21 protein-coding genes and 1 pseudogene are annotated in these 25,121 nt (G+C 71.9%); 11 read left to right on the top strand and 11 right to left on the bottom strand.

Features of this window, described 5'->3' with window-relative positions:
- Positions 1–34: 34 nt before the first annotated feature.
- Positions 35–853 carry a type 1 glutamine amidotransferase domain-containing protein gene (locus ENE75_RS14045; RefSeq protein ID WP_199232302.1) on the bottom strand — a complete coding sequence of 273 codons (819 nt, stop codon included), beginning with the start codon at positions 851–853 and terminating at the stop codon, positions 35–37.
- 54 nt (positions 854–907) lie between these two features.
- Between ENE75_RS14045 and ENE75_RS14040 the strand changes: the two genes are divergently transcribed.
- Positions 908–1,804, top strand: a complete 897-nt coding sequence (locus ENE75_RS14040) for a LysR family transcriptional regulator (RefSeq protein WP_128198944.1) — start codon at positions 908–910, stop codon at positions 1,802–1,804.
- 48 nt (positions 1,805–1,852) lie between these two features.
- On the opposite strand, the gene ENE75_RS14035 is transcribed toward ENE75_RS14040, so the two are convergent.
- Together ENE75_RS14035 and ENE75_RS14030 are read right to left on the bottom strand one after the other, a co-directional pair.
- Positions 1,853–2,161 (bottom strand): P-II family nitrogen regulator, encoded by a 309-nt coding sequence (locus ENE75_RS14035; RefSeq protein ID WP_128198943.1) that lies wholly within the window; start codon positions 2,159–2,161, stop codon positions 1,853–1,855.
- Positions 2,158–3,096, bottom strand: a complete 939-nt coding sequence (locus tag ENE75_RS14030; RefSeq protein WP_128198942.1) for a sodium-dependent bicarbonate transport family permease — start codon at positions 3,094–3,096, stop codon at positions 2,158–2,160. Before ENE75_RS14030 ends, ENE75_RS14035 begins: the two co-directional genes overlap by 4 nt.
- Positions 3,097–3,296: 200 nt before the next feature.
- On the opposite strand from ENE75_RS14030, the gene ENE75_RS14025 reads away from it, so the two are divergent.
- Entirely contained in the window at positions 3,297–4,502 is a 1,206-nt protein-coding gene (locus ENE75_RS14025; protein WP_128198941.1) for a CaiB/BaiF CoA transferase family protein, read from the top strand.
- 187 nt (positions 4,503–4,689) lie between these two features.
- On the opposite strand, the pseudogene ENE75_RS14020 reads toward ENE75_RS14025, so the two are convergent.
- A pseudogene (locus ENE75_RS14020) lies at positions 4,690–5,256 on the bottom strand (MFS transporter); the annotation flags it as partial.
- Positions 5,257–5,258: 2 nt separating this feature from the next.
- The gene (locus tag ENE75_RS14015) at positions 5,259–6,464 is read right to left on the bottom strand and encodes a flavin monoamine oxidase family protein (RefSeq protein ID WP_128198940.1); all 1,206 of its coding nucleotides are present in this window, start codon (positions 6,462–6,464) and stop codon (positions 5,259–5,261) included.
- Between the two features lie 158 nt (positions 6,465–6,622).
- Here ENE75_RS14015 and mutS point away from each other — a divergent pair, with 158 nt between their 5' ends.
- Positions 6,623–9,226, top strand: coding sequence for a DNA mismatch repair protein MutS (gene mutS / locus ENE75_RS14010; protein ID WP_233259084.1), 2,604 nt, complete (start codon positions 6,623–6,625; stop codon positions 9,224–9,226).
- Between the two features lie 78 nt (positions 9,227–9,304).
- Positions 9,305–10,129 (top strand): proteasome-type protease, encoded by an 825-nt coding sequence (locus ENE75_RS14005; RefSeq protein WP_128198939.1) that lies wholly within the window; start codon positions 9,305–9,307, stop codon positions 10,127–10,129.
- On the opposite strand, the gene ENE75_RS14000 is transcribed toward ENE75_RS14005, so the two are convergent.
- The 6 genes from ENE75_RS14000 to ENE75_RS13975 form a co-directional block, all read right to left on the bottom strand.
- The gene (locus tag ENE75_RS14000) at positions 10,101–10,886 is read right to left on the bottom strand and encodes a PEP-CTERM sorting domain-containing protein (RefSeq protein WP_128198938.1); all 786 of its coding nucleotides are present in this window, start codon (positions 10,884–10,886) and stop codon (positions 10,101–10,103) included. The two genes, ENE75_RS14005 and ENE75_RS14000, sit on opposite strands and share 29 nt — an antisense overlap.
- A complete protein-coding gene (locus ENE75_RS13995; RefSeq protein WP_128198937.1) occupies positions 10,880–11,866 on the bottom strand; it encodes a PEP-CTERM sorting domain-containing protein in 987 nt (328 codons plus the stop codon). Before ENE75_RS13995 ends, ENE75_RS14000 begins: the two co-directional genes overlap by 7 nt.
- A complete protein-coding gene (locus ENE75_RS13990) occupies positions 11,863–12,558 on the bottom strand; it encodes a PEP-CTERM sorting domain-containing protein (RefSeq protein WP_128198936.1) in 696 nt (231 codons plus the stop codon). Before ENE75_RS13990 ends, ENE75_RS13995 begins: the two co-directional genes overlap by 4 nt.
- Before the next feature lie 75 nt (positions 12,559–12,633).
- Positions 12,634–15,414: a serine/threonine-protein kinase gene (locus ENE75_RS13985; protein ID WP_128198935.1), complete on the bottom strand. Its 2,781-nt coding sequence runs from the start codon at positions 15,412–15,414 to the stop codon at positions 12,634–12,636.
- A 33-nt stretch (positions 15,415–15,447) separates the two neighbouring features.
- Positions 15,448–16,020 carry an ECF-type sigma factor gene (locus ENE75_RS13980; protein WP_158288948.1) on the bottom strand — a complete coding sequence of 191 codons (573 nt, stop codon included), beginning with the start codon at positions 16,018–16,020 and terminating at the stop codon, positions 15,448–15,450.
- 22 nt (positions 16,021–16,042) lie between these two features.
- Positions 16,043–16,939, bottom strand: coding sequence for a phosphoribosylaminoimidazolesuccinocarboxamide synthase (locus ENE75_RS13975; RefSeq protein WP_128198933.1), 897 nt, complete (start codon positions 16,937–16,939; stop codon positions 16,043–16,045).
- A gap of 72 nt (positions 16,940–17,011) precedes the next feature.
- Here ENE75_RS13975 and ENE75_RS13970 point away from each other — a divergent pair, with 72 nt between their 5' ends.
- The 7 genes from ENE75_RS13970 (at position 17,012) to eno (ending at position 25,120) form a co-directional block, all read left to right on the top strand.
- A complete protein-coding gene (locus tag ENE75_RS13970) occupies positions 17,012–19,072 on the top strand; it encodes a RecQ family ATP-dependent DNA helicase (RefSeq protein WP_128198932.1) in 2,061 nt (686 codons plus the stop codon).
- Between the two features lie 52 nt (positions 19,073–19,124).
- Positions 19,125–19,940 carry an alpha/beta fold hydrolase gene (locus ENE75_RS13965; protein WP_128198931.1) on the top strand — a complete coding sequence of 272 codons (816 nt, stop codon included), beginning with the start codon at positions 19,125–19,127 and terminating at the stop codon, positions 19,938–19,940.
- Positions 19,937–20,851 (top strand): hydroxymethylglutaryl-CoA lyase, encoded by a 915-nt coding sequence (locus ENE75_RS13960; protein ID WP_128198930.1) that lies wholly within the window; start codon positions 19,937–19,939, stop codon positions 20,849–20,851. Before ENE75_RS13965 ends, ENE75_RS13960 begins: the two co-directional genes overlap by 4 nt.
- A gap of 107 nt (positions 20,852–20,958) precedes the next feature.
- Positions 20,959–22,605 (top strand): CTP synthase, encoded by a 1,647-nt coding sequence (gene pyrG, locus ENE75_RS13955; RefSeq protein WP_128198929.1) that lies wholly within the window; start codon positions 20,959–20,961, stop codon positions 22,603–22,605.
- Positions 22,606–22,613: 8 nt separating this feature from the next.
- Complete coding sequence (gene kdsA, locus ENE75_RS13950; RefSeq protein ID WP_128198928.1) at positions 22,614–23,471, top strand: 3-deoxy-8-phosphooctulonate synthase; 858 nt, start codon at positions 22,614–22,616, stop codon at positions 23,469–23,471.
- Between the two features lie 20 nt (positions 23,472–23,491).
- On the top strand, positions 23,492–23,803 hold the full coding sequence (locus ENE75_RS13945) for a DUF1330 domain-containing protein (RefSeq protein ID WP_128198927.1): 312 nt from the start codon (positions 23,492–23,494) through the stop codon (positions 23,801–23,803).
- 33 nt (positions 23,804–23,836) lie between these two features.
- Positions 23,837–25,120: a phosphopyruvate hydratase gene (gene eno / locus ENE75_RS13940; protein ID WP_128198926.1), complete on the top strand. Its 1,284-nt coding sequence runs from the start codon at positions 23,837–23,839 to the stop codon at positions 25,118–25,120.
- Position 25,121 lies beyond the last annotated feature (1 nt).

The following is a 25,121-nucleotide window of genomic DNA, read 5'->3' as shown; positions in this document are numbered from 1 at the left end:
CCTCCTTCCAGGTGAGATGGAGAACGTGCGCCCTTCAGCGCCCCAGCGCCTCGACCACCAGCCGCGCCGTCTCCTCGCCGGAGAAGTTCTGCTGGCCGGTGATCAGGTTGCCGTCGCGCACCGCGAAACCGCGCCACAGGCCGGCCTGCACGTAGTTGGCGCCCAGCGCCTTGAGCCGGTCCTCGATGCGCCAGGGCATCACGTGCCGGTCGCGCGGCAGCAGGCCGTAGGACCACACGGCGTTGTCGGCGAAGTCCTCCTCCACGTTGGCGAAGCCGGTGACGGTGCGCCCCTTGGCGAGGTACTCGCCACGGCTGTCCTTGGCGTAGGCCAGGATGGCGCAGCCGTGGCACAGCGCGGCGGCCACCTTGCCGGCCTCGAAGAAGGCGGCGAAGGTGGCGTGCAGGTCGGTGGCCGCCTCGAAGTTGAACATCGGCGCCTGGCCGCCGGCGACGACGATGGCGTCGAAGGCCGCGACATCGATGGCCGACACCGGCGCGGTGGCGTCCACCAGGGCCTTGAGTTCCGGTGTGTGGATGAAGCCCTGGCTCACCAGGTCGCTGCGGCTGTAGCCGCTGGCGTCGTTGGGGTCGCTCATCGCGTCGGCCTCGCAGCGGCCGCCCTGCGGGCTGAACACGCTGACCTCGTAGCCGTGTTCGGTGAACACGTGGTACGGGTGGGTCAGTTCGCTCCACCAGAAGCCCACCGGCCAGCCGGTGGTGGTGGACACCGCCGGGTTGGCGATGACGAGGGCGATGCGCTTGCGGGCATCGGGGTGACGGACGTTGGGATCCTTCAGGCTCACGGTGGTCTCCAGGGTGGGCAGGTCGATGGCCGGAGTCTGCGCACGCAAGGCCGATGAATAAATCCATCGACCAGGAACACTTTGTTGTCAGAATCGACAACGATGGACCTGAGCACCCTGGCCACCTTCGTCAAGGTCGTGCAGACCGGCAGCTTCACGCGGGCGGCCGACGCGCTGCAGACGCACAAGGCGCGCGTGTCACGCAGCGTCAGCGCGCTGGAGCGCGAACTCGGCGTGCGCCTGCTGGCGCGCAGCACGCGCGCGCTGTCGCTCACCGAGGCCGGCCGCGAGTTCTTCGAGCGCAGCGTGGGCATCCTGGCCGCGGTGGACGAGGCGCGCGGCGCCATGCAGCAGGTGCAGGGCGAACCGCGAGGCACCTTGCGCCTGACCTGCGGCGTGGAGTTCGGCCTCATCGCCGTCAGCGGCTGGATCCGTGCCTACCTGCAGCGCCACCCGCAGGTGCAGGTGGACGCCGACTTCACCGCCCGCGTGGTGGACCTGGTGCACGAAGGATTCGACCTCGCGGTGCGCCTGGGTCCGCTGGCCGACTCGTCGCTGGCCGCGCGGCGGCTGGGCACGCTGCACTATGCGCTTTACGCGGCACCGGCCTACCTCAGGCGCCGAGGCACGCCACGCCGGCCCGACGACCTGGCCGCGCACGACACGCTGGCCTTCGCCGGCACCAGCCGGCGCGCGCAGTGGACGCTGTCCGACGGCGCGCAGACGCACCGGGTGGACCTGCAGCCGCGGCTGCACGCGGGCAACACCTTCGCCGTGCGCGATGCGGCCGAGGCCGGCCTGGGCGTGGCCCTGCTGCCCTGCCTGGTGGCCGCCGACGCGGTGCAGGCCGGCCGGCTCAAGCCGGTGCTCGGCCGCTGGGCACCGCCGCCAGTGCCGGTGCATGCGGTGTTCCCCAGTGCACGCTTCCTGGCGCCCAAGGTGCGGGCCTTCGTGGACCTGGCGGCGGCGGTCTTCGCGGGCGAGTCGCTGCCTGGCTGAGCGCACGCCCTGCCGTCGTCGTCCGGCCGGGGTCAGCCCGGGCCGTGTTCAGTAGCGTTCGGGACGCAGCACGGTCACGGCGCTGAACCAGATTGCCATGCTGTAGTGCCGCGCGTACGCGTGCAGCACGTGGTCGGCGATGCGGTCGGCCACCTCGGACTCGCACAGCACCTTGATCTCGATCGTGCGGTCGGCTTCCCAGTCGCCGTCCCGCACACCCTCGAGGTTGGCGCCGTGGACCTCGCCGACCACCCAGCTGTGCGCGCCGCGTTCCCGCAGGTCGCGCAGCAGCGCGCCTTCCAGCACCGCTTCGGTGACGATGGTCAGCAGCGTCTTGGGGTGCTTGGTGAGGGTCACGTCAGCCTCCGCGCGAGTTCGATGTAGAGCGGGATCCCCGCCACGATGTTGAACGGGAACACCACCCCCAGCGCCACCGTGATCGACAGCGCCGCGTTCGCTTCCGGCACCGCGATGCGCATCGCGGTCGGGGCGGCGATGTAGCTCGCGCTGGCCGCCAGCGTGGCCATCAGCGCCACCCCGCCGGTGGACAGGCCCAGCGCCAGCCCGACGAGGGCGCCGGCCATGGCCAGCACGGGCGGCACCCCCAGGCCCAGCACGGCCACCGCGGGGCCGAACCGGCGCAGGTCGGCCAGGCGCCCGCCCGCCACCAGGCCCAGTTCGAGCAGGAACAGCGCCAGCACGCCCTTGAAGGGGTCGACGAACACCGCCTTGATCGGCTCAGTGCCCGCCTCGCCCGCCACGGCGCCGATGACCAGGCCACCCAGCAGCAGCAGCACGCTCTTGCCGAACAGCACGTCGTGCATCAGCGGGCCCCAGCGCACCCGGGTGCCCTGGGCGGCGCGCGCCCGGCTGGCCAGCACGATGCCGGCGATCAGGCCCGGGGCCTCCATCACCGCCACCCACATCGCCGCGTGGCTCTCGAAGGCGATACCTTCCCGCGCCAGAGCCGTGGTCGCCACCGCAAAGGTGACCACGCTCACCGACCCGAAGTGAGCCCCCAGCGACGCCGCATCCACCCCGGAGAAGCGCAGTGCGCGTAACAGTGGGTAGAGCGCGAACGGGATCGTGAATCCCAGCGCCAGGCAGGCCAGCACCTGCGGTGCCAGTGTGGCGATGGGCTGCTTGGACAGTTCGATGCCCCCCTTCAGCCCGATGGCGAGCAGCAGATAGATCGACAGCGTCTCGTACAAGGCCTCGGGCAGGCGCAGGTCGCTCTTGACGAGGCGGGCCAGCACCCCGAGCAGGAAGAAGAAGACGACGACGTCGATCACGGCGTGATCCGCGGCGTTGGCAGGCCGCGGTGGCGGGGCGGTGGGCTGGGCATGGGCATCCGAAGCCGCGATGGCGCGGCGGCGCGAGCGTATCCCATGTCCAGGCGGCAGGCGGGACAATGGGCCGGCCTTCCTCCGTCGACGCCCCGCCCCAGGATCCCGATCCGCCGCAGCCGTACGACGCCTCCCGTGGATCCGACATGTCACGCACCGAACCACCGACCTTCTCGACAGCGCGCCCGCTCCACGGCCTCCTCGTCGTCGCGCTGGAGCAGGCCGTGGCCGCGCCCTACTGCAGCAGCCGCCTCGCCGACGCCGGCGCCCGCGTGATCAAGATCGAGCGCCGGGAGGGCGACTTCGCCCGCGGCTACGACCGTGCCGTGCACGGCGAGTCGTCGTACTGGGTGTGGATCAACCGCGGCAAGGAATCGATCGCGCTCGACGTCAAGGACGCGCAGGATCTGGCATTGCTCCAGCGCCTGATCGCCCGGGCCGACGTCTTCATCCAGAACCTGGCGCCGGGGGCGACCGAACGGCTGGGCCTCGGCTCGGCCGCGCTGCGCCAGCAACACCCGCGCCTGATCACCTGCGACATCAGCGGCTACGGCGACGACGGCCCGCTGATGGGCATGAAGGCCTACGACCTGCTGGTGCAGGCCGAGAGCGGGCTGGTCGCCGTCAGTGGGGCGGCGGGTGAAGGCGTCGAATCGCTGGGCCGCATCGGCGTTTCGCTGTGCGACATCAACGCCGGCATGAACGCGCTGATCGGCATCCAGCAGGCGCTGCTGCAGCGCGCACGCACCGGCCAGGGATCGGCGGTAAAGGTCTCGCTCTTCGGCTCCGCGGCCGAGCTGATGAGCGTGCCCTACCTGCAAGCGCGTTACGGCGGCCAGGCCCCGCGGCGCGTGGGCCTGAAGCACCCGACGATCGCGCCCTACGGCGCCTTCACCTGCGCCGATGGCCGCGACATCGTCATCTCCATCCAGAACGAGCGCGAGTGGGCCGACTTCTGCCGCGGCGTGCTGCAGCGACCGGACCTGCTGCAGGACCCGCGCTGCGCCGACAACGCCGCCCGCGTGGCCCACCGCGACTTCGTCGACGGCACGGTGGCCGAGGTCTTCGACGCGCTGCCCAGCGGCGAGGTGGTCGACCGCCTGACCGCTATGCAGACGGCCTTCGGCAACGTGAACTCGGTGGACGACCTGATCGCGCACCCGCAGCTGCGCACGCGCCGGATGCCGGTGCACGGGCACATGGTGGCGGTGCCCGCGGCGCCCTGGGGCCAGGACTGGGACACCGACAGCTACCCCGAGGCCCCGGCGCTCGACGCCCAGGGCGACGCGATCCGTGCCGAGTTTTCCGAACCGCACCGCCCGACGGACGTGTTCGGCACCGGTGCGGGCTGACGCACGGGCCGACCCGGAGGCACCCGCCGCGCCCCTTCGCCGAAGGTCTGTGCGCGGCATGGCGCCGCCCTGCGGCTCGCGCAAGATCGCCTGGCCGTCGGCGGCCGCCACACCCTGGGCAGGGCGGATCAGGGCGTCAGCAGGCGCGCGCGTGGCCGCAGCGCACACCCCACGACCAGCGCCAGCGCGGCAAAGCCGCCACCCAGAACACCGCGCGGAAGTCGTTGGCCCACAGCAGCATCAGCCCCGTTGCCAGCACCGGGCCGACGAAGGCGCCCACGGTGTCCAGCGACTGCCGCAGACCGTAGGCCGCGCCGCGCTGCGCCGGTGGCACCAGGTCGGCCACCAGTGCGTCGCGTGGCGCGCCGCGGATGCCCTTGCCGATGCGGTCGACGAAGCGCGCCGCCACCACCACGCCCGCCCCCTGCGCCAGCGCGAAGGCGGGCTTGGACAGCGCGCCGAGCGCGTAGCCGACGACGGCCAGGTGCTTGCGCCGGCGGACGTGGTCGCTGAGCACGCCGGAGAACACCTTGACGATGAGCGCGGTGGCCTCGGCGATGCCCTCGATCAGCCCGACGACGACCACGCTGACGCCCAGCGAGCCCACCAGGAACAGCGGCAGCAGGCTGTGGATCATCTCCGAGGACACGTCCATCAGCAGGCTGACGAAACCCAGCACCCAGATCGCCCGCGGCAGCGCGCGCGCCGGACCCGTGCCGTGCGGCGCGTCCGGCAGTTTCGTGCGCCAAGGCATGGTCATGACCGGGGCAGCGGGTCGCGTCTGGTGCCGGCCGACCTCAGCCAGGCCTGCACGCCACGCTCGGCCGCGTCCACGGCGCCGGCCAGGTAGCCGGGAAACTGGGGCGACCACTCGCTGGCGATGCCGGTCAGGCGGCCGTGCCAGGGCCCGTCGTCGGCCCCGCTGGCCGGCGGCTCGGGGTGCTGGCCACTGCCATGCAAGTCGGCGTCCGTTGCTGTGTACGGATCGGCTGCCCAGTCCTTGATGACTTCGGCTGCGGGCGTCAGCGCCTCGGGGCCGAACAGGCGGCCGAGCTGGACACGGCAGTGCGCGCGCAGCACGTCCTCGGCCACCCCCTGGCGCACGCGGGCCGGCACGCCGAGGAAGCCGAACAGCGCAGCATGGCCGCCGGGCATCGACGCGTCGTGCACCTCGGCCATCGGGCCCCGGGCGCTGCGCGCTTCGCCGGACAGCCCCTGCGCGCGCCAGAACGGCGCCGGGTAGACGGCAACGTACTTGGCGTGCGGCGCCATCCAGGTGTCGGTGGCCCGCCAGCGCCGGGCCAGCGCCGCCGGCAGCGCAGGAGCGAAGTCGATCCTGTCGACCATCAAGCGCGGCGGCACTGCGCAGAGCACGTGGTCGACGCGCCAGACCGTGCCCTGGCCCCTGCCGTCCATGGCATGAACCTCGACCGCGTCGCTGGCAATGCCCAGGCGGCGCACGGCCTGCCCGGTGAGGACACGGCCGGGGGCCAGCCGGTGGTGCAGCGCCTCGACCAGCGCCCCCATGCCGCCGACCAGCCGCACGGATGGCGGTTCACTCCGGTAACCGCGGACGCGCGCCGGCGGCGCCTGCGGCGTCCGCTCCACCACCATTTCGCCGTCCTCGTGCTGCGGGAAGCGCTGCAGGCCGAGGGTGTCGACGAGCGCGTCCAGCTGGGGCTGCATGCCGGGCCAGTACCAGGTCGGGCCGAGGTCGAAGCGGTCGGCCGCGGCGGATCCGGGCGCGCCCAGGGCCACCGGCCGGCCCGCGGGGTCGACGCAGAGGATGCGCCCGCCCGGCGCGTCGCGCGCTTCCAGCAGCACGACGCCGTGCACGCCCGACTGCTGCAGCCGCCAGGCGGCGTACAGGCCGCCGAGCCCCGCACCGACGATGGCGATGCGGGCCCGGGGCGGCGACGGCGAGGCGTCAGGGAAAGGCGGCAGGTCGTCTTCGATGGTCATGACAGGGCGGCGAATCGCCGGCCCATGGGCGGCCGTTCAGCTGACCGGCACCCGCAGGCAAGGCGGTCCGCATCATCTCAGGCCCGGCGATCGGCTGACGGCCGCACGCGCCCCGCGCGGCCGGCTGCAGGCCGTCCTCGCCTACCATCTCGCCCTTCATGACCGCCCCGATCTCCACCGCCGACCTGCTCCAGGGCGACTTCTCGGCCCACACGCCCATGATGCAGCAGTACCTGCGCATCAAGGCGCAGCACGCCGATGCCCTGGTGCTCTACCGCATGGGCGACTTCTACGAGCTGTTCTACGACGACGCCCGCCGCGCCCACCGGCTGCTGGACATCACGCTGACCACGCGCGGCCAGAGCGCCGGGGAACCGGTGGTGATGGCCGGCGTGCCGGTGCATGCGCTGGAGAGCTACCTGGCCAGGCTGATCAAGCTGGGCGAGGCGGTGGCCATCGCCGAACAGGTGGGCGACGTGGCCACCGCCAAGGGGCCGGTGGAGCGCAAGGTGGTGCGCGTGGTCACGCCCGGCACCGTCACCGACACCGAACTGCTGGCCGACCGGGCCGACACGCTGCTGCTGGCCGTGCACCGCGTCAGGGCCACCTGGGGCCTGGCCTGGCTGGGCCTGTCCAGCGGCCGCCTGGGACTGAGCGAGTGCAGCGACGACGAGCTGCCCGGCTGGCTGGCGCGGCTGGCCCCGGCGGAGATCCTGCACGACGGCACGGCCCCGGCCTGGCCCGGTGTGGCCGCGGCGCGCACCTCCCGGCCCGCCTGGCAGTTCGAGTCCGCCCTGGGCCTGAAGAAGCTGTGTGCGCAGCTGCAGGTGCAGAGCCTGGCCGGCTTCAACGCGCAGGACCTGCCGGCGGCGCACGCCGCAGCCGCCGCGCTGCTGAGCTTTGCCGAACACACGCAGGGCCGCGCCCTGGATCACGTGCGCACGCTGCAGGTGCAGCGCGCCACCGACCTGGTGGACCTGCCACCGGCCACGCTGCGCAACCTCGAGATCGTGCAGACCCTGCGCGGCGAGGACGCGCCCACGCTGCTGTCGCTGCTGGACACCTGCCGCACCGGCATGGGCAGCCGCACGCTGCGCCAGTGGCTGACCCAGCCGCTGCGCGAGCGACGCACCGCCACCGAGCGGCTGGACGCCATCGGCGCGCTGCATGCGGCCGGCTTCGCGCCACTGCGCGAGGCGCTGGCCGGCGTCAGCGACGTCGAGCGCATCACCGCGCGCATCGCGCTGCGCTCGGTGCGCCCGCGTGAGCTCACCGGCCTGCGCGACACGCTGGCTGCCCTGCCCGCCCTGCGCGCCGCCGCGCCCCAGGGCACCCCGCTGCTGGACGCGCTGCACGGCGCGCTGACGCCCGACGCCGGCATCGCCGAACTGCTGCAGGCCCTGGCCGCAGAGCCGGCGGTGCTGCTGCGCGACGGCGGCGTGATCGCCGAGGGCGTGGACGCGGAACTCGACGAGCTGCGCGCCATCGGCGCCAACTGCGACGCCTTCCTGCTGGAACTGGAAGCGCGCGAAAGGGCCCGCACCGGCATCGCCAACCTGCGCGTGATGTTCAACAAGGTGCACGGCTTCTACATCGAGGTCACGGCGTCGAACGTCGGCAAGGTGCCGGCCGACTACCAGCGCCGGCAGACGATGAAGAACGCCGAGCGCTACATCACGCCCGAGCTGAAGGCCTTCGAGGACAAGGCGCTGTCGGCGCAGGAACGGTCGCTCGCGCGCGAGAAGTGGCTGTACGAGAACCTGGTCGACGCACTGCAGGCGTTTCTCGCCGAACTCGGTGCGCTGGCCCGTGCCCTGGCCAGCCTGGACGCGCTGGGCTGCCTGGCCGAACGTGCTGCCACGCTGCGCTGGTGTCGCCCGGAGTTCGTGCCCTACCCCTGCCTGCAGATCGAGGACGGCCGCCACCCGGTGGTGGAAGCGCGCCTCGCGGAGACCGGTGGTGGCGCCTTCATCGCCAACCACTGCCGGCTGGACGCGAAGACGCGCATGCTCGTCATCACCGGCCCGAACATGGGCGGCAAGAGCACCTACATGCGCCAGGTGGCGCTGATCGTGCTGCTGGCGGCGGTGGGCAGCTGCGTGCCGGCCAGCGCCTGCCGGCTGGGGCCGATCGACGCCATCCACACGCGCATCGGCGCCGCCGACGACCTGGCCAACGCGCAGTCCACCTTCATGCTGGAGATGACCGAGGCGGCGGCCATCGTGCACGCCGCCACCGAGCACAGCCTGGTGCTGATGGACGAGATCGGCCGCGGCACCAGCACCTTCGACGGGCTGGCGCTGGCCGGCGCCATCGCCAGCCACCTGCACGACCGCAACAAGGCCTTCACGCTGTTCGCCACCCACTACTTCGAGCTGACGGCCTTCCCCGAGAAGCACGCCGGAGCGATGAACGTGCACGTCAGCGCCGCCGAAGCCGCCGGGGCCGGCGGCGACGGCATCGTCTTCCTGCACCAGATCGAACCCGGCCCCGCCAGCCGCAGCTACGGCGTGCAGGTGGCGCGGCTGGCCGGCATGCCGGCGCCGCTGATACGGCAGGCGCGGGCGGCGTTGGAGGCGCTGGAGGCCAGCAGCAGCGCGCAGCAGGCGCAGGTGGATCTGTTCGCGGCGCCGCCGGCGGCGCCGGCGGGGGAACCTTCCGCGCTCGACCAGGCCATCGAGGCGCTCGACCCTGATACGCTCAGCCCGCGCGACGCGCTGGACGCGCTGTACCGCCTCAAGAAACTCAAGAAGGAATCGTGATGTTGCCCCCCAGCTCACTTCGTTCGCGGCCCCCCGAAGGGGCGCTCAGCACCTTCGGAACGGCCGGGCGGTGCTGAAATGACCTACTGTGTCGGCATCAAGCTCGAAGCCGGGCTCGTCTTCCTGTCGGACTCGCGCACCAACGCCGGTATCGACCAGATCAGCACCTTCCGCAAGATGATGATCTACGAGGTGCCGGGCGAGCGCTTCATGGTGCTGCTGTCGGCCGGCAACCTGAGCATCAGCCAGAGCGTGCGCGAGATCCTGCAGGTGGAGAAGGTAGACCGCGGCCCGCACGAGGAGCCGCTGACGATCTGGAACGCGCCGTCGATGTTCGACGCCACGCGCGTGCTGGGCAGCGCCATCCGCCGCGTCTACGAGCAGGACGGGCCGTCGCTGAAGGCCGCCGGCGTGGACTTCAACATGTCGGCCATCTTCGGCGGCCAGGTCAAGGGCGAGGCGATGCGCCTGTTCCAGGTGTACTCGGCCGGCAACTTCATCGAGGCCACGCAGGAGACCTGCTATTTCCAGGTCGGCGAGAGCAAGTACGGCAAGCCGGTGCTCGACCGCATGATCACGCCCAAGTCACGGCTGAACACGGCGGCCAAGTGCGCGCTGGTGTCGATGGACAGCACGCTGAAGTCCAACCTCTCCGTGGGCCTGCCGCTGGACCTGCTGGTCTATCGCGAGGGCAGCTTCGCCAGCCAGGAACACGTGTGCATCGACGAGCACAACCCGTACTACCAGATGATCCACAGCACCTGGGGCCAGCGGCTGCGCGAGGTGTTCCTGAGCATCGACGACCCGCTGGGCGACACCGAGCCCACGCACCCGCTGCTGGTGGACAGCGAACGCTACGCGCCGCTGCGCAAGATCACGAACGCCAGCGAGAAGGTCGTCTGACCCGCGCCAGCGCGACCAAGCCCGCGCCCCACAGCGCCCAGGTGCCGGGCTCCGGCACCGGCGCCGCCACGTCGCCAGGGTGCACGGCCCAGGCGGCATAGAGGCTGGCCGGGACGTCACGGCCTTCGCCGCCGTCGGCCATCGCGAAGACCGCCGCCCCGAGCAGGGGCCCGAAGTCGTGGGCCTGCCAGTACACGCCCAGGCCGTCGGCGCCCACGTTCACGAAAGGACCGGTGTGCTGCAGACAGCTGTCGGGCCGGCCGAGCCGGTGGGTGCATCCGCTGGGCGCACCGTCCGGCGACAGGTAGGCCTGCGTGTGGCCCAGGGTCACGTAGTACAGATGCGCCAGCTCGTGCGCCGTGCTGCCCGCGTTCACGGTGCCGGCGTTGGCGATGTTCCAGCCGAAATCGCTGCTGCCATCGGGCCGGTACGCCAGGTTGAAGGCAACGCCGTCCAACGGCTGGCTCTGCGGCAGCCGCCAGCCGTCGATCGCCTGGCCTGTGTCGGGGTGAGTGAAGCTCAGGCCGGCGACCCAGCCGCTGGCCTGCGCCCAGGTCATGCGGCCGCCGTCGGCCAGGTGCGCGCCGCTGGTGTGGGCGTGGTTGGCATCGGCCAGCCAGGTGATGTCCAGCAGCGTGTCGTACCAGGCTTCGGCGGTGGACGCCTCGCCGTCCAGGTCCCGCGCTTCGAGCGCCGCGTTTGCCGCCATGCCGGGCAGCAGGATCGCGGCCAGCACCAGGGTCCGGCGGCTCAGCATGCCGCCTCCCCGGTGGACGCCGAAGGTCGCGCCCGCGTGGCGCGCCGGCGTCGGTGGAGACCCATGCCAGCCAGGCCGCAGGCCCACAACGCCCAGGTCGCCGGCTCGGGCACGGCGGGGGCCAGCGCGTAGGCACCGCCGCCCAGGTCGACGAGGCCGGTCAGGTCGGCTGGCGCAAAGCCTTCGCTGAAACGCATCACGAGAAAACTGTCGGGATGCGCACTGCCGGGTGGCGCCGTCATCGACTGTTCGCCGGCATAGCCGCTGCGCGAGGTGATGGACATCCAGGCATCCACGGTCAGCCACTCGCCGGCCTGGATGGTGACGGGCAAGGTGAACGGAGCAGCGGACGGCCGGTAGCTTCCGCCGTCCACCAGCGTGGCACTCACGCCCGTCCGTTCCTGACAGGCCGCCGTGCCGCAGAAGCTGCCTGCGGGACGCGACTCGACCAGCGCGCCCAGCGTCTGCGTGGCGGTGCTCGGCAGCGTGCCCGGGCCCGTGGGCGCGGGCGAGATCGACGACGACCACCAGCCCTCCACCGTGACCGAGCCCAGCGCGCCCGGCGTGCCCAGCACGAAGGACGCCCAGCTCAGGCCGACCGACGCCGTGGTCTCGGTGAAGGCATAGGTGGTGGCCGGTGTGCCGGCCGTGTCCTGGCTCGTGCTGTCGGACAGCACCAGGCCAGCCGGCCCGGCGCTGGCGTCGACCCGGCCAAAGCCCGTCAACGGGCGGCCTTGGCTGTCGTTCACGGCCAGCGTCACGACCGAGCTGGCCTGCACACCGGCCGGGCCCGACTGCAGCGGCGAGACGTCAATGGTCTCGAAGCTGTCGATGCCGTCATACACCAGCGTACGCACGCTGGTCGTGGCCGAGTAGGTGACCGATGCCGCCGCGGGCACGGCTGCCAACAGACCGCCAAGCGCCGTGAGCACGGTGACAGCACCCACATGCACGGCCGTGCGGGACGGACGCCGGCTCATTGCGCACGCTCCTCAGCCGCGCGCCGGCGGGCCCATCCGCCAGTGGCCGCCACGCCGGCCAGCCACAACGCCCAGGTCGCCGGCTCGGGCACCGGCATCGCCTGGAAGGCGACCTCGCTGAGCATGACCGCGCCGTCGCGGCGCAGCACCTGGACAAACACCGTGTCACCCACCCAACCCGGCCCCAGCGCCAGGGTGCTGGCGAACGGCGCATCGCCAACGGGATCGTCGATGAAGAAGGTCTCGCGTCGCGAAGGACGGGACTCGTCGCGCGTCGCGACGGTGACGACGAAGCCCGTCGGGGTCGAGACGTTGCCGAAGCCATCGGCATCGTCGTGGAAGACCGTCACGGACTCGAAGCTCAGGTCGTCCGAAAAGTAGAAACTGATCTGCGGGTCCATGTCGCGCCAGCCGACGTAGGGGCCGGTGCCTTCGACGTTCTCCACCAGCCACCAGCCCTGTGTGGCCACGACACCGTCGGTGAGGTCACCCGTGCCGCCCAGCAGCAAGGCGCCGTCCTGGCGCGGGTTGCCCACGCCGTTGTAGGACCCGTCCCAGTAGTTGTAGCTGCCGCCGCTGGCCTGGCCATAGCCGTTGAGCATCTCGTAGAACGTGGGCATGACCTGCACGGCCTGGGCCGTGGCGGCCAGGCTCAGGCCCGCAAACAGGGTGGACAGGGTGCGGAAGGGCATCGTCGGCTCCAGTGGGTGGGGGATGCCGGGACGTACGCGGTGCGGGCCCAACGCCGCCCCCCCTCGAACAGGGGATCAGTGCAGGCCGCTGAAGTGCGCCGGCACTGCGGCCCCCATCACCCGCTGCCAGGCCGCCTGCCCAAGGGCGCGCAAGGGTGCCGCCGCCGCAGGGTCCACACGCGCCAGCAGGTCGGCGCGCATCAGGTCGAGTTCGGCACCGACCACGTGCTCGGGCGGGAGCGACTGGCGGTAGCGCGTCGCCACGGCGTCGAAGGCGGCCAGCGCAGACTCGGCGTCGGCGGTCGTGGTCGGGGCGCGTCGGCTCGTGGCCCACGCCTGGTGGGCCTGGCAGCGCCACACGCGCGGGCCGTCGGCACCGTACACCGCGGCCAGGGCGGGGCAGGCCTGCGCGAACAGCGTGCCTGCATCACCGGGCCGCCCCTGCGCCACCGCGGCCAGCGCCAGCAACTGCCGCGCCTCCGCCGGCACCGTGGGATCCATCGCCGGCACGCCTTCGGAACGCGACAGCACGGTGTTCAGCACCGCGACGGCCTCGTCCCAGCGCTGCGCGCGCACGAGTGCCATGCCTTGCATCAGGCGCCATACCTCGGTGAAGACCGACGCCTGAGGGTACTTGCGATCCAGGAAGGCCACCGTCGCACGCACCCGCGACACGCCCTCGTCGTGCGCGCCGGCCAGCACCAGCATCTGGCCCAGCATGCCGCCGCTGAGCACGCGCTGTTCGTCGTCGTGGGACGAACGCTGTTCGACCCGACTCACCGTCTCACGCTGCAGCGCCACCGCTTCGGCGTAGCGGCCCTGCCGGGCCAGGGCCTGCACGCGCGCCTCGAGCACGTGGATCGTCAGCGTGGCACGCGGGCCCAGCAGGGCCTCACAGTCGGCGAGCAGGCCCTCGGTGCCGGCCAGCACCCGCGCGAAGTCGCCTTCGCGCCCCCAGGCGGTGAGCAGCCGGTAGCGCGCCATCAGCACGTTGCTGCGCGCAAAGGCGGGCACATCCAGCGACGCCTCGACCACCTGGGCGAACTGCCGCGCCGACTCGCCGATGCGGCCCTGGTGCCAGGCGACCAACGCCTGGCCGTACAGGCCGAGCAGGTTCGTGTGCGCGGCGTCCTCGCCGGTGCCCGGCGGCAGCGCCAGCGTCGCTTCCAGCGCCGAGCCGGCGGCGGCCGCATCACCCTGGTTCAGCAGCACCATCGCGCGGCCGACGCCGGCCGGGCGTCGCCAGGCGTTGCGCACGCCGAGGTGCCGCTCGGCCACGGCCTGCAGACGGTCGTACACCTGCAGCGCCTCGTCGTGGCGCGCATCGCCGTCCAGCGCCTCGGCCAGGCTCTCCAGCGTCTGCAACGCCTCGGGGCGATGCTGGCGACCCGCACGCTCGTCGCCATCCGCGGCCGCCTGCAACTGCGCGGCAGCGGGGTGCCAGTCCTGCAGCTTCAGCAGCAGTTCGCCGGCCAGCCGCTGCAGGTCGGCGCGCAGTGCCGGCTGATCGCTCAGGCCGGCCTCCAGGCGCGCGCTGCCCTGGAGGATCAACTGCCGCGCATCGGGTGGGTGCTCGCCGCTGCGTTCAGGCGAGGCGGCCTCGAACAGCTCGATCAGCCAGCGCTGCGTGGCCTCCACGCGCTGGGCGTGGGCCTGCGCCTCGCGCGCCTGCCACAGCGCCGAGCCGAGGCCGATCGCCAGTGCCAGGACGGTGGCCAGACCGCCCGTGACGGCGCCCGCGTGCCGGCGCATCGCCAGGCCCGTGCGGTACCAGCGGCCACCGCCACGCGCCTGCACGGGGCGGCGGTCGAGCCAGGCCTGGAGGTCGGCGGCCAGGGCCTCGACGCTGGCGAACCGGGCCCCCGTCTGGCTGGCCATGGCCTTGAGAACGATCGCGTCCAGATCGCCGGCCAGGACCGCCGCGCCGTGCGCGCTTGGCCGGGACAGACCCGGCGGGGTCAGCTGAAGCGCCAGCTGTTCCCGCAGCGGCTGCGGCGAGCGCGGGTCCAGCCGATAGGGCCGTTGGCCCGAGAGCAGTTCGTAGAGCACCACACCCAGCGCATAGACGTCGCAGGCGACCCCGGCAGGCTCGCCGGCCAGGAGTTCGGGCGAGGCGCAGTCGGGCGTCAGTGCCAGCACGCCGGCACCGGGGCCGTGGTCGCCCAGCAACTGGGCGACCCCGAAGTCCAGCAACTGCACCTGACCCGCGCGATCGACGAGGATGTTGGCCGGTTTCAGGTCGCGGTGGACGATGAGCCGTGCGTGGGCGAACTGCACGGCATCGAGCACCTGCAGGAAGAGTTCGACCCGCTGGCGGAGCGGCAGCCTGGCGGCGTGGTCGGTCAGGCTCGTACCATCGACCAGGGCCATCGCCAGCCATGGCTGGATGCCGTCCACACCCGCGTCGTACAGGCGCGCGATGTGCGGGTGTTCCAGCGCGGCCAGCAGGTCGCGTTCGCGTGCGAAGCGGGCGGCAAGCGCCTCGGCCGGTTCCAGGCCAGGGTGCGGCAGTTTCAACGCCACGCGACGGTGCACGCCCTCCAGCTGGTCCGCCGCCCAGACGCTGGACATGCCGCCGCGGCCCAGCGGCGCCTGCAGCCTGTAGATGCCCACGACGCGCCCGGGCTCCAGCGGCTGGACGGCATCGTCAAGCGCATGCTGCATCAAGGCCCCGTCGGCCGACGCCAGCGTGGCGGTGCTGGCGTGCGCCGCGAGCAGCCGGCGCAGCGCATCCGCAAGATCGCGCCGCGAGGATTCGAGGGCCGCCAATCGGGCCTCACGCTCGTCGGTGGGCCAGTCCAGCGCCGCGTCGAAGGCGGCCGAGACCTCGGGCCACAGGGCGGCGGGGATGTCCATGGGGGGACGTACGCAGCCGCGTGCCGGATCCGGTCAATCGGCCAGCTGCACGAGCAGGAAGGCGCGCGCCTTCTCCCACTGCCGGCGCACGCTGCGTTCGCTGATGCCCAGTGCCTCGGCCGCTTCGGCGTCGCTGTAGCCGCCGTAGTAGCGCAGCTCGACGAGCTGGGCCAGCGCCGGTTCCAGCACCTCCAGCCTGGCCAGCGCACGCTCGATGTCGAGCACCGGCACCTCGGGCTGCAGACTAGGCACGGCGTGCAGCGCCGCGGTGTCGAGCGTCACGCGCTGCAGCGCGCCGCCGCGGCGCTCGGCCTCGCGCCGGCGCACGAAGTCCACCAGGATGTGCCGCATGGCCTGCGAGGCGTAGGCGTAGAAGTGCTTGCGGCTGTGCATCTCCGGCCCGGCGCGCGCCAGCCGCAGGTAGCTTTCGTGCACGAGCGACTCGGTGTCGAGCAGCGTGGGCGCCTGGTGGGCGCGCAGCCGCGCCCGCGCGATGCGGCGCAGCTCGGGATACAGGCGCTGCCAGGCCTGCGCCAGTGCGGTGTCGTCGCCCTGCCGGGCCTGCGCCAGCAGCAAGGTCAGCGGCTCGTCGTCCGGTGACACCATGGGCTGGCGATCCGACGGCGGCTCAGGTGCCGGTGAGCAGCTTGGCGGCCGTCGCGTAGCGCTCGCCCGTAGCGGCGGCCACGGCATCGGGCAGCGGCGGCGCCGGCGCACGCTTGGGCCAGGGCCGGCCATCCACCTGCGCCTGCTCCAGCCAGTCGCGCAGATACTGCTTGTCGAAGCTGGGCGGGTTCTCGCCCTCGCGCACGCTGTCGGCCGGCCAGAAGCGCGACGAATCCGGTGTCAGCACCTCGTCCATCAGCGTCAGCGTGCCGTGCTCGTCGAGGCCGAACTCGAACTTGGTGTCGGCGATGACGATGCCCTTGGTCAGCGCGTAGGCGGCGGCCTCGGTGTACAGGCGCAGCGCCACGTCGCGCACCTCGGCCGCACGCTCGGCGCCGATGATCTCGGCAGCGCGTTCGAAGCTGATGTTCTCGTCGTGCTCGCCCATCTCGGCCTTGGTGGCCGGCGTGAAGATGGGCTGCGGCAGCTTCGACGCCAGTTGCAGCCCCGGCGGCAGCGGCACGCCGCAGACGGTGCCGCTGTCCTGGTACTCCTTCCAGCCGCTGCCGGCCAGATAGCCACGCACCACGGCCTCGATGGGCAGCGGCCGCAGGCGCTTGACCAGCATCGCGCGGCCACGCACCTGGGCCACCTCGTCGGGCGCGACCACGCTTTCCGGCGCGTCGCCCGTCAGGTGGTTGGGCACCACGTGACCCAGCTTGTCGAACCAGAACAGCGCCATGCGGGTGAGCAGCGCGCCCTTGCCGGGGATCGGTTCGCCCATCACGACGTCGAAGGCGGAGATGCGGTCGCTGGCCACCATCAGCAGGCGGTCGGCACCGACGGCGTAGTTCTCACGGACCTTGCCGCGGCCGACCAGCGGCAGGGAATGCAGGTTGGATTGGTACAGGGCGTCCATGCGGCGATTGTCGCTGCATCGAACGCCGCACCCGCCAGCCGGCGGCGCCGGCTTGCGGCGACACTCGGGCCGATGACCGACCCTGCGCTGCACCACCTGCAAGCCGTGCTGGCCGCGATGGCCGGCCCCGACGCCCGCCCGCGCGACGACCAGCTCGCCGCCGTGCGCGCGCTGGTGGCCGACCGCGCCCGCGTGCTGGTGGTGCAGGCCACGGGCTGGGGCAAGTCGGCCGTGTACTGGGCCGCCACCGCGGCGCTGCGCGCCGAGGGCCGCGGGCCCACCCTGGTGGTCAGCCCGCTGCTGGCGCTGATGCGCGACCAGGTGCAGGCCGCGGCCCGCGCCGGGCTGCGGGCGGCCACCCTCAACTCCACCAACGTGGACGACTGGCCCGACATCCTGGATGCCATCGCCGCCGGCATGCTGGACGTGCTGCTGGTCTCGCCGGAACGCCTGGCCAACCCCGGTTTCGCAGCGCGCCTGCCCGGCTTGCTGGCGGCGGCCGGGATGGTGGTGATCGACGAGGCGCACTGCATCTCCGACTGGGGCTTCGACTTCCGGCCCGACTACCAGCGCCTGTCGCGCACGCTGCTGGGCGTGGGCGCGGACACCCCGGTGCTGGCCACCACGGCCACCGCCAACCAGCGTGTGACCGCCGACATCGCCCGCCAACTCGGCGCCCAGACCCGCACCTTCCGCGGTTCGCTGGCGCGCGCGTCGCTGCGGCTGGCCGTGGTGCCGGGGCTTGGCGCGCTGGAGCGCGCGGCGTGGTTGGCCGACGCCCTGGCCGTGCTGCCCGGCTCGGGCATCGTCTACACGCTCACCGTGGCCGAGGCCGAGCGGCTGGCCGGTTTCCTGGCCCACTGCGGTTTCGCGGTGGCGGCCTACCACGGCGGCCTGGAGACGGCGCAGCGCCAGCGCATCGAGGACCGGCTGCGCGACAACGCGCTCAAGGCCGTGGTGGCCACGTCGGCGCTGGGCATGGGCTACGACAAGCCCGACCTCGCGTTCTGCCTCCACGTCGGCTCGCCGGCGTCGCCGGTGGCCTACTACCAGCAGGTGGGCCGCGCCGGCCGCGCACTGCCCGATGCGGTCGCGGTCCTGCTGCCAGCCGACAGCGACGAGGCGGTCTGGACCTACTTCGCCACCGCCGGCGTGCCGGAACCGGCGCGGGTGGAGCGCCTGCTGGCGGCACTGGCCGATGGGCCGCTGTCGGTGATCGAGCTGGAGCAGGCGACCACGTTGCGCCGCGGGCGCATCGAGGCGCTGCTGAAGATCCTGGCCGTGGAGGACGTGGTGCAGCGCCAGGGCCGGGCCTGGGCGCTGACCGGCCGCCCCTGGACCTTCGACGCCCCACGCTGGCAGGCGCTGGCGCGCGTGCGTGCGCAGGAAGCCGACCTGATGCGCAGCTTCGCCGCTGGCCGTGGGTGCCTGATGCGCTTCCTGCAGCAGGCGCTGGACGACCCCGACCCGCAGGACTGCGGGCGATGCAGCGTCTGCACCGGGACGCTGCCGCCCCCCGGTGCGCGGCCTTCGCCAGCCCGTGTGCAACAGGCACTGGTGCACGCACGCGGCCAGGACGTGGTGCTGGAACCGCGCAAGCTCTGGCCCACCGGCGTGGCAGGCCGCAAGGGCCGGATCCAGGGCGCCAGCCCCGGGCGGGCCCTGGCCTTCGCCGATGACCCGGGCTGGTCGGCCCTGCTGCAGCCACTGCTCGACGGCCCCGACACCGAAGCGCCGGCGCCGGTGCTGCAGGGTCTGGTGGACGTGCTGGCCCGCTGGCGGACGCACTGGAACGCGCGCCCGGTGGCGGTGGTGCCCATGCCATCACGGCGCCACCCCCGGCTGGTCGCGTCGATGGCACGACACCTGGCCGACGCCGGCCGGCTGCCGCTACTGCCGCTTCTCGCCCACCAAGGCACCGAGCCGAGTGATGAACTGGCTTCGGCGGCACGCGTGATCGCGCTGGGGCAATCGCTGCGGCTGGCTGACGAGGCGCGCGTGCCCGCGGATGGCCCCCTGCTGCTGGTGGACGCCACCCTGCGCAGCGGCTGGTCGATCACAGTGGCCGCGGCGCTGCTGCGCGATGCCGGCGCCGCCGAGGTGCTGCCCCTGGTGCTGCATCAGCGACCCTGAGCGCTGCCGGCGGTCGGCATGCGCCGGGCCGGGCGGCGACAATCACGCACCGATGCCCCGCACCCTCGTCTTCTGCCACGCCAACGGCTTTCCGGCCAGCACCTACCGCCAACTGTTCGAACACTGGCGCGCCGCCGGCTGGCACGTGCTGGCGCCGAAGAAGTTCGGTCACGACCCGCGCTACCCGGTCAGCAGCAACTGGCCGCACCTGCGCGACGAACTGATCGACTTCATCCGCGTGCACACCGCCGGCCGGCCGGTATGGCTGGTCGGCCATTCACTGGGCGGCTACCTGGCGCTGCTGGCGGCCTGCCACCGGCCGGACCTGGCCCGCGGCGTCGTGCTGGTGGATTCACCCGTGGTCGGTGGCTGGCGGGCGCACAGCATCCAGGTCGTCAAGGCCACGCGGCTGATCGGCCGCGTGTCGCCGGGCAAGGTGTCGCAGACGCGGCGCGAGCGTTGGCCGTCGCGCGACGCCGCCCTGGCGCATTTCGCCGCCAAGCCCGCGTTCGCGCGCTGGGCTCCCGGCGTGCTGGCCGACTACATCGATGCGGGCATGGAGGCCGCACCCGAAGGCGGCGTGCAGCTGGCCTTCCGCCGCGCGGTGGAGACCCACATCTACAACACGCTGCCGCATGTCTTCGACCGCGTGCTGCACCGCCACCCGCCGCAATGCCCGGTGGCCTTCATCGGTGGCACGCAGTCCACCGAGGTGCGGCAGGTGGGCCTGGCGCTGACGCGCGCCGTCACCCGCGGCCAGTTGCGCTGGATCGAGGGCTCGCACCTGTTCCCGATGGAGCAGCCGCAGGCCACCGCCGACGCGGTGCAGGCCGAACTGCAGACGATGCTGGAGGAGAACACCCCATGACCGAGACCGTGCGCCTCGTGGAGGTCGGCCCGCGCGACGGGCTGCAGAACGAACCGGACCCTGTGCCCACGGCGGTGAAGCTGGAACTCATCCGTCGGCTGGCCGACGCCGGGCTGCGCTGCATCGAGGCCACCGCCTTCGTGAGCCCGAAGTGGGTGCCGCAGATGGCCGACCAGGCGGAGGTCATGGCCGGCCTGCCCGCACGGCCCGACGTGGCCTTCCCGGTGCTGGCCCCGAACATGAAGGGCTACGAGGCCGCGGTGGCCGCCGGCGCGAAGGAGGTGGCGATCTTCGGCGCCGCCAGCGAGAGCTTCTCGCAGCGCAACATCAACTGCAGCATTGCCGAATCGATGACCCGCTTCGCACCGGTGATGGCCGCGGCCGCGCGCGACGGCGTGCGCGTGCGCGGCTACGTGTCCTGCGTCGTCGCCTGCCCCTACGAGGGCGCGGTGGCACCGGCGCAGGCCGCGGCGGTGGCGGCGGAACTGCACGCCATGGGCTGCTACGAGGTCTCGCTGGGCGACACCATCGGCGCCGGCACGCCGGCCAGCGTGCTGGCCCTGCTGGAGGCCACCGCAGCGCGGGTGCCGGTGGCGGCACTGGCCGGCCACTACCACGACACCTACGGCATGGCGGTGGCCAACGTGGCGGCGTCCTACGGTTTCGGGCTGCGGGTGTTCGACAGCTCGGTGGCCGGCCTGGGCGGCTGCCCCTACGCCAAGGGCGCCACCGGCAACGTGGCCACCGAGGACCTGGTCTACCTGCTGCACGGCCTGGGCGCCGCCACCGGTGTGGACGAGGACGCGCTGGCCGATACCGGCGCCTGGATCAGCACCCAGCTCGGCCGCGCAAATGGCTCGCGCGCCGGCCGCGCGCGGCTGGCGAAACGACCGGCCACGACCGGCGCCTGAGCACCCACGGGGGCGGCCCGGCCCGGTCCGGCCCGTATACTCGTGCTTTACCAACGGGGCGTTCGCACCGGCTGGCACGGCCGGCTGGCAGGCGGGCGCCGGTTTGCATGACCAAATACGTCTTCGTCACCGGCGGCGTGGTGTCTTCCCTGGGCAAGGGCATCGCGTCGGCGTCGCTGGCGGCCATCCTCGAGTCGCGCGGGCTCAAGGTCACTCTGATGAAGCTGGATCCCTACCTGAACGTGGATCCAGGGACGATGAGCCCCTTCCAGCACGGCGAGGTCTTCGTCACCGACGACGGTGCCGAGACCGACCTCGACCTGGGCCACTACGAGCGCTTCATCAGCACCCGGATGAAGCGGGCCAACAACTTCACCACCGGCCAGATCTACAAGAGCGTGCTCGAGAAGGAGCGCCGCGGCGATTACCTGGGCAAGACGGTGCAGGTGATCCCGCACGTCACCAACGAGATCCAGGAGTTCGTGGCCCGCGGCGCGGCCGGCGTGGACGTGGCCATCGTCGAGGTGGGCGGCACGGTGGGCGACATCGAGAGCCTGCCCTTCCTGGAAGCGGTGCGCCAGATGGCGCTGCGCGGCGGCCCCAACAGCGCCGCCTTCGTGCACCTGACCTACGTGCCGTGGATCGCCGCGGCCGGCGAACTCAAGACCAAGCCCACGCAGCACACGGTGCAGAAGATGCGCGAGATCGGCATCCAGCCCGACGCGCTGCTGTGCCGCGCCGACCGCGAGGTGCCGGAGGACGAGCGCGACAAGATCAGCCTGTTCACCAACGTGCCGCGACACGGCGTGATCAGCATGTGGGACGTCGACACCATCTACAAGGTGCCGCGCATGCTGCACGAGCAGGGCCTGGACGAGCTGATCTGCATGAAGCTGCAGCTGCTGACCAAGCCGGCCGACCTGAAGCGCTGGGACACCCTGGTGCACGAGGTCACGCACCCGCGCGCCACCGTGAAGATCGCGATGTGCGGCAAGTACACCGACCTGTCGGACAGCTACAAGTCGCTCAACGAGGCGCTGCGCCACGCCGGCATCCACAACCACGCGCGGGTGGAGATCGACTATGTCGACTCCGAGACGCTGACCCCGGCGTCGGTGGACAGGCTGGCCGCGTTCGACGCCATCCTGGTGCCCGGCGGCTTCGGCAAGCGCGGCGTGGAGGGCAAGATCCTGGCCGCGCGCTACGCCCGCGAGCACCGCATCCCCTACCTGGGCATCTGCCTGGGCATGCAGGTGGCCACCATCGAGTACGCGCGCCACATGGCAGGCCTGGACGGCGCCAACAGCACCGAGTTCGACCCCGAGACGCCGCACCCCATCATCGCCTTGATCGACGAGTGGCAGGACAGCGACGGCAGCATCCAGAAGCGCAGCGCCAGCTCCGACCTCGGCGGCACGATGCGCCTGGGCGCGCAGAGCGCCGACGTCAAGCCCGGCACGCTGGCGCACCAGATCTACGGCCCGGTGGTTACGGAGCGCCACCGCCACCGCTACGAGGCCAACGAGCACTACCTGGAGCGGCTGCAGCAGGCCGGCCTGGTGATCAGCGCCATCACGCAGCGTGAGAAGCTCACCGAGATCGTCGAACTGCCGCAGGACACGCACCCCTGGTTCGTCGGCGTGCAGTTCCACCCGGAGTTCAAGAGCACGCCCTGGGCCGGCCACCCGCTGTTCACCAGCTACGTGAAGGCGGCACTGGCGCGCCATGAGGCCAGCCAGGCCAAGGCCGCCTGAGGTTCACGATGGAACTCTGCGGCTTCCCCGTCGGCCTGGACCGCCCCTTTTTCCTTATCAGCGGCCCCTGCGTCGTCGAGAGCGAACAGCTGCAGATGGATGTGGCCGGCGCGCTGAAGGAGATGACCGCCGAGTTCGGCATCCCCTTCATCTTCAAGAGCAGCTACGACAAGGCCAACCGCAGCAGCGGCGCCAGCTTCCGCGGCCCCGGCATGGAACGCGGGCTGGAGATCCTGGCCAAGGTCAAGCGCGAGCTCGGCGTGCCGGTGCTCACCGACGTGCATTCGGAAGCCGAGATCCCGGCCGTGGCCGCGGTGGTGGACGTGCTGCAGACCCCGGCCTTCCTGTGCCGGCAGACCGACTTCATCCGCGCGGTGGCGCAGAGCGGCAAGCCGGTGAACATCAAGAAGGGCCAGTTCCTGGCGCCGCACGACATGAAGCACGTCATCGACAAGGCCCGCGCCGCCGCGCGCGAGGCGGGCCTGTCGGACGACCGCTTCCTGGCCTGCGAGCGCGGCGCGAGCTTCGGCTACAACAACCTGGTCTCCGACATGCGCAGCCTGGCCATCATGCGCGAGACCGGCGCGCCGGTGGTCTTCGATGCCACGCACAGCGTGCAGCTGCCCGGCGGCCAGGGCACGAGTTCCGGTGGTCAGCGCGAGTTCGTGCCGGTGCTCAGCCGCGCCGCTGTGGCCGTGGGCGTGGCCGGCCTGTTCATGGAAACCCACCCCGACCCGCTGAACGCCAAGAGCGACGGCCCCAATGCCGTGCCGCTGAAGCACATGCGCGCGCTGCTGGCGCAGCTGGTGGCGCTGGACCGCGTGGTCAAGACCCAGCCGCTGCTGGAGAACGACTTCAGCTGCTGAAGCCTCACCGGAACACGCCCATGACCGCCCCCGCCTACCTGATCGTCGAGATGGACATCAGCGACCCCGAGCGCTACCGCCAGTACATGGCCGAGGCGCCGGCGGTGGTGAAGGCCTTCGGCGGCGAGTACCTGGTGCGCGGCGGCCGCCACGAGACGCTGGAAGGCGACTGGCAGCCGCACCGCATCGCCCTGCTGAGGTTCCCGAGCTTCGCGCAGGCCAAGGCCTTCTACGAGACCAGCGACTACGCCACCCGCGTGAAGCCGCTGCGCGACGGCGCCACGTCGTTCTTCGACATGGTGCTGGTCGAGGGCGTCGACCAGCCCGTCTGATCCGAATCCACATCACCTGACCCGAGAAGAACCATGAGTGCCATCGTCGACATCGTCGGCCGCGAGATCCTCGACAGCCGCGGCAACCCCACCGTCGAGTGCGACGTGCTGCTGGAAAGCGGCACGATGGGCCGCGCCGCCGTGCCCAGCGGTGCCTCCACCGGCAGCCGCGAGGCCATCGAACTCCGCGACGGCGACAAGGCCCGCTACCTGGGCAAGGGCGTGCTGCGCGCGGTGGAGCACGTCAACACCGAGATCTCCGAGGCCGTGCTGGGCCTGGACGCCAGCGAGCAGGCCTTCCTGGACAAGACGCTGATCGATCTGGACGGCACCGACAACAAGAGCCGCCTGGGTGCCAACGCGATGCTGGCCGTGAGCATGGCCGTGGCGCGCGCGGCGGCGGAAGAGTCCGGCCTGCCGCTGTACCGCTACTTCGGCGGCATGGGCGGCATGCAGATGCCGGTGCCGATGATGAACGTCATCAACGGCGGTGCGCACGCCAACAACAACCTCGACCTGCAGGAGTTCATGATCCTGCCGGTGGGCGCCCCCAGTTTCCGCGAGGCCGTGCGCTACGGCGCCGAGGTCTTCCACGCGCTGAAGAAGATCATCGACGCCAAGGGCATGAGCACCGCGGTGGGCGACGAAGGCGGCTTCGCGCCCAGCGTGGCCAGCCACGAGGCGGCCATCCAGCTCATCCTGGAAGCCATCGACAAGGCTGGCTACGAGGCCGGCAGCCAGATCGCCATCGGCCTGGACTGCGCCGCCAGCGAGTTCTACAAGGACGGCAAGTACCACCTCGAAGGCGAAGGCCTGCAGCTCACCGCCGCCGAGTGGACCGACGTGCTGGCCACCTGGTGCGACAAGTACCCCATCGTCTCCATCGAGGACGGCATGCACGAGGGCGACTGGGACGGCTGGAAGCACCTGACCGAGAAGCTCGGCCAGAAGGTGCAGCTGGTGGGCGACGACCTGTTCGTCACCAACACCAAGATCCTGCAGGAAGGCATCGACAAGCGCATCGCGAACTCGATCCTCATCAAGATCAACCAGATCGGCACGCTGACCGAAACCTTCGCCGCCATCGAGATGGCCAAGCGCGCCGGCTACACCGCCGTCATCAGCCACCGCAGCGGCGAGACCGAGGACAGCACCATCGCCGACATCGCCGTGGGCACCAACGCCGGCCAGATCAAGACCGGCTCGATGAGCCGCAGCGACCGCATCGCCAAGTACAACCAGTTGCTGCGCATCGAGGAAGACCTGGGCGACGTGGCCAGCTACCCCGGCCGCAAGGCGTTCTACAACCTGCGGTAAC

It is taken from the genome of Rubrivivax albus, assembly GCF_004016515.1.
In the GTDB taxonomy this organism is placed as follows: Bacteria; Pseudomonadota; Gammaproteobacteria; order Burkholderiales; family Burkholderiaceae_C; genus Rubrivivax; species Rubrivivax albus.
The sequence above is the reverse complement of the archived record's forward strand: the minus strand, read 5'-3'. Positions and strand labels throughout refer to the sequence as shown.